Below are 4,453 nucleotides of genomic sequence, written 5' to 3' on the forward strand. Positions count from 1 at the left end.
CGCTTGTTGTTCGGTCGGTTCGAGTCGGAATTTGTAGGCTTTCAGAATTTGCATTTAGCGCTCAGTGTGTAGCATTATTGCCATATCTATTAAGCCCGATTGAGTGACAGAATGCAATTCACTAAAATTAATAAATCACGCCATGCAGCCTACGCTTTGCACGTACATTTGGTGTTTATCACCAAGTATCGAAAGCCGATATTGGGGGATCTGCATCACGCTTCCTTAGGTCAGTGTGCGGCAGAGGTTTGCAGAGATTTTGGTGCGGAACTGAAAGAGTGTGACGGAGAGGCTGATCATGTTCACATGCTGATAGAGTACGCGCCAACGGTGCAGCTATCGGTACTGGTGAACTCGTTAAAGGCGGTCACATCAAGGCGACTGCGTAATGAATTTCTGGACTTGAGAGGTGCTTACAGCAAACCCGTACTCTGGTCACGCTCTTACTTTGCGGGCTCTTGCGGCGGAGCACCGTTGGAGGTGATCAAGCAATACATTCAAAACCAGCGGGGCTGACGCCCCGGCGAAATACCCCTCCCACCTACGTCGGAGGGAGTCCCATTTCGCATTTAAGATGGCAATCTTCATTCCACACTCCTCATGGCTGGCTGAAATAGAGATCCTTGGTGGCGATGGCGCCCTTGAGGTTGCGGCTCGGCAAGCCGCGCAGTGCCGGGTCCACCAGTCTCATCTGGTTGTAGTGATAGACGGGGATGACGGGCACCTCCTCCATCAGCAGTTGCTCGGCCTGATGATAGATCCCGGACCGAACGTTGGCATCCAGGGTCTCGGAGGCCTGCTGCAGCAGACCATCGAAGACGGGGTTGCAGTAGCCGCTCTCGTTCTGGGGATCCTGGCAGCGGAAACTGCCAAGCATGGACGACGGCTCGACATAATCACCAAACAAAAATGAACGCGCCAGCATGAAATCACCACTGTTCTTGGCCACCTGATAAGCATTCCACTCCATGTTGTTGAGGGAGACTTCTACCCCCAGCGGTTTCCACATGGCCGCCACCGCCAGAGCCAGCTTCTTGTGGTTCTCCGACGTGTTGTAGGTCAGTGTCAACCTGAGGGGATGGGCGCTGTTGTAGCCTGCCTGGGCCAACAGCGCGGCTGCGCGGGCCAACCGAGTTGACTGGTCTTCCCGGGAGAGGGGGATATCCAGTTCGTCATAACCTGGCATGGCGGGCAGCAATGACCAGGCAGGACGTTCTCCCTGGCCGCTCACCTTCTCGGTCAGCAGGTAGCGATCAATGGCCATGGAGAGCGCTTGGCGCACCCGCACATCCTGCAATTCAGGGAGATTGAGATTGAAGGTATAAAGATAGGTGCCAAGCAGCGGCAAACCCCAGATCCGCTCCGGTGCCTCCTGCATGGTCTTCTGGTAGTACTCCAGCGCCACCTTGTTGGTGAGCTGGATCTCCCCCGCTTCGTAACGCAGCCGCTCCCCATGCTGGGAAGCGAGCGGCAGGTAGGTCACCCGCTGGATCCGGGTATGGGCGTCATCCCAGTACTGGGGGTTGCGCTCGGCTTCGATGCGCTCGTTCACCACCCAGCTCGCCAGCTTGTAAGGGCCATTGCTCACCATCTTGCCTGGCTGGGTCCACTGCTTGCCAAACTGGGTGATGACCCGTTCGTTGACCGGCACGAAGGGACGCTGGCTGACCAGTTGCAGGAAATAGGGAACGGGACGCTCCAGGGTCACTTTCAGGATCTGGTCGCTTTCTGCCTCCACCCCCAGGGCATCGAGATCGAGCGCACCGGCATAAATGGACTGGGCATTGTTGATGCCGGTCGCCAGCAACAGGCCAGCGGAGGGGGAAGCCTGCGCCGGATTCAGCAGCCGCCGCCAGGCGTAGACGAAATCCCGGGCTGTGAGGGGCTCGCCGTTGGACCATTTGAGCTGGGGACGCAGAAAGAAACGCCACACCAGTCCATCCTCGCTGGTCTCCCAGCGCTGGGCCTGGGCGGGCACTATCATGCCCTGTCCATCCTCGCTCACCAGCCCCTCGAACAGGTCCACCAGCACCACCTCCCCTGGGAAGCCGGAGCGGATCAGGGCCGGATCGAGGGACTCGGGTTCGGCGCCATTGCCTTTGACCAGGGTTTGTCTATCTGAAATGTAAGTCTGCTCAACCACGCTACTAGCCAGTGACGGCGGCACCGCCATCAACCCAAGCAGTAAGGGAGATAGCCAGCAACGGGCTGGCCTGACGGCGAAACGGTAAAACATACATTAACCTCGTTCAATTCTTTTGACTGCAATAGGGAGAAGGCCGGCGGCGCGCCTGGAAACGAATGCATGATGCCGCGCTTGTTATCCCCGAAGACGGCCCGTATTGTATCGGGCCTGCCCGATAGAGGGAGTCTTCCGGGCTATTTTTTTCATGGTTTTATGACGACATAGCGGCCACGGGTGCGTGCGACAGCAAGAAGGCACGCTCCCCTGCCCCGTAAGCAATCGGCCCGGGGTGATATGTCGCCTGTAGGTCCGGTTGTCGTCTACCGTTTCAGGGGTCTTTATGGGTTACGAATGGTTGGCGCTGGCTGCCGCCAGTTTATGGGCGATCGCCGCCCTCATCTCCGTCAAACCGGCTCGCCATCTGGGGGCCTTTGCCTACAGCCGCTGGCGGATGTTCCTGGTCAGCCTGATGCTGGCCAGCGCAAGTCTGGTGACGGGAGGCTGGCAGACCCTCACCGAGAGCGCCCTTCCCCTGCTGGCCCTCTCCGGCCTCATCGGCATCTTCGTCGGCGATACTGCCCTCTTTGCCTGCATGAACCGACTCGGCCCCAGGCGCAGCGGTCTGCTCTTCTCCTGCCACGCCCTCTTCTCCGCCCTGCTTGGGCTCTGGCTCTTTGGCGAGCGGCTCGATGGTTGGCGCCTGCCAGGCGCCTTGCTGGTCCTGGCCGGGGTCATGCTCGCCATCCTGTTTGGTCGTCGTGGCGACAACCAGCAGAACGAATGGGAGCAGGTGCGCGGCCGCCTCGTGGTCGGCATAGCCCTTGGCCTCACCGCAGCCCTGTGCCAGAGCCTCGGAGCGATCATCGCCAAGCCGGTGATGATGAGCGGCACCGTGGACGCAGTGAGCGCTTCTGGCGTGCGCATGGGCAGCGCCCTCTTGGCACACTGCGTCTTGCGGGCTCTGCGCCTGCCGCTCGCCATGCCGCACAACCCCATCAACCGGCAGGTGCTCGGCATGATAGGTATCAACGGATTTCTGGCAATGACGCTGGGAATGACCCTGATCCTGGTGGCCCTGCGTCAGGGAGATGTGGGCATGGTGGCCATCTTGTCTTCCACCACACCGGTCATTCTGCTGCCCTTGCTGTGGTGGCACTCGGGGATGCGTCCCTCGCTCCCCGCCTGGGCCGGAGCCCTGCTCGCCACCCTGGGCACGGCCCTGGTGCTGGGAATGGGGAACTGAGCCCCGTCTCTCCTGCAAGAAGGAAGGACCAACACGCCCATCGGCGGCACTGAGCCGCCGATGCTCCCTCGTACCGGACAGGGAGAGAGGCGATCGCGCCCCTAGAACAGAGTCACTTCCTCTTCGGTCAGCTCCCGGTATTCCCCCGGTGTCAGCTCATCGTCCAGAGTCAGATCGCCGATGCGTTCCCGATGCAACCCGACCACCTTGTTGCCGATGGCGGCGAACATCCGCTTCACCTGGTGATACTTGCCCTCGTGGATGGTCAGGCGTGCTTCTCGCTCGTCCAGGATCTCCAGCTCCGCAGGGCGGGTCTTGTCGTTCTCGTTGCGCAGATAGATACCGTCAGCAAAGAGCGAGATGGCCTCTTCACTCACGGGGTCAGCCAGCCAAACATGGTAGGTCTTGGCACACTCGTGACGGGGCGACGTGATGCGATGGGACCACTGGCCATCATCGGTGATCAGCACCAGCCCGGTGGTATCGAGATCGAGGCGCCCCACCACATGCAGTTTGCCCATGGCCGGCTCGTCGAGCAGGTGGAACACGGTGGCGTGATCCGGATCCTCGTTGGAGCAGACGTATCCTTCCGGCTTGTGCAGCATGAAGTAGCGATTCTGCTGGTTCAGGGTCAAGGTCACGCCGTCAAACTCGATCTGGTGTTGCTCGTTGATGTGAAAGGCGGGCTGCTTGACCAGCACGCCGTCTACCAGCACTTCCCCCTGACGGATCAGCTTGCCCGCCTGGGAACGGGTCAAATCGGAGCAATCGCAAAGAAATTTGTCGAGCCGCATGCAAAAACCTCGGAATCCATCATGATTGGGGGCCACATTATATCGGTCAGACCCGACAACACCAGTACTAAGCGACAGGGACTCAAGTTGACATCCTCCCCCACCTTAGCGCTTCGCGTCACAGGAGGGGGATTCCCATTACTGGGTGATAGCTGCTCGCGCAGTACCGGGTTCCTGCTTCATCGGGCGGCCTGATTGCACCACGCCTCCACAGGCTAAAACGGCGTGTCC

At 59.8% G+C, this 4,453-nt stretch carries 4 protein-coding genes; 2 read left to right on the forward strand and 2 right to left on the reverse strand.

The window, feature by feature from the left end; all coding sequences use genetic code 11:
• The first annotated feature begins 111 nt into the window (after nucleotides 1-111).
• Nucleotides 112-516 (forward strand): IS200/IS605-like element ISAs26 family transposase, encoded by a 405-nt coding sequence (gene tnpA, locus MUW49_RS13450; RefSeq protein ID WP_227262903.1) that lies wholly within the window; start codon nucleotides 112-114, stop codon nucleotides 514-516.
• 82 nt (nucleotides 517-598) lie between these two features.
• Here the strand turns inward: tnpA and MUW49_RS13455 are convergent, their stop codons facing one another.
• Nucleotides 599-2,236 (reverse strand): peptide ABC transporter substrate-binding protein, encoded by a 1,638-nt coding sequence (locus MUW49_RS13455; protein ID WP_201873177.1) that lies wholly within the window; start codon nucleotides 2,234-2,236, stop codon nucleotides 599-601.
• Nucleotides 2,237-2,525: 289 nt separating this feature from the next.
• On the opposite strand from MUW49_RS13455, the gene MUW49_RS13460 reads away from it, so the two are divergent.
• Nucleotides 2,526-3,428: a DMT family transporter gene (locus tag MUW49_RS13460; RefSeq protein ID WP_010675302.1), complete on the forward strand. Its 903-nt coding sequence runs from the start codon at nucleotides 2,526-2,528 to the stop codon at nucleotides 3,426-3,428.
• A 101-nt stretch (nucleotides 3,429-3,529) separates the two neighbouring features.
• Here the strand turns inward: MUW49_RS13460 and rsuA are convergent, their stop codons facing one another.
• Entirely contained in the window at nucleotides 3,530-4,222 is a 693-nt protein-coding gene (gene rsuA, locus MUW49_RS13465; RefSeq protein WP_202211434.1) for a 16S rRNA pseudouridine(516) synthase RsuA, read from the reverse strand.
• Nucleotides 4,223-4,453 lie beyond the last annotated feature (231 nt).

This window comes from Aeromonas sp. LsrichE-8G, assembly GCF_022869435.1.
Lineage (GTDB): Bacteria > Pseudomonadota > Gammaproteobacteria > Enterobacterales > Aeromonadaceae > Aeromonas > Aeromonas caviae.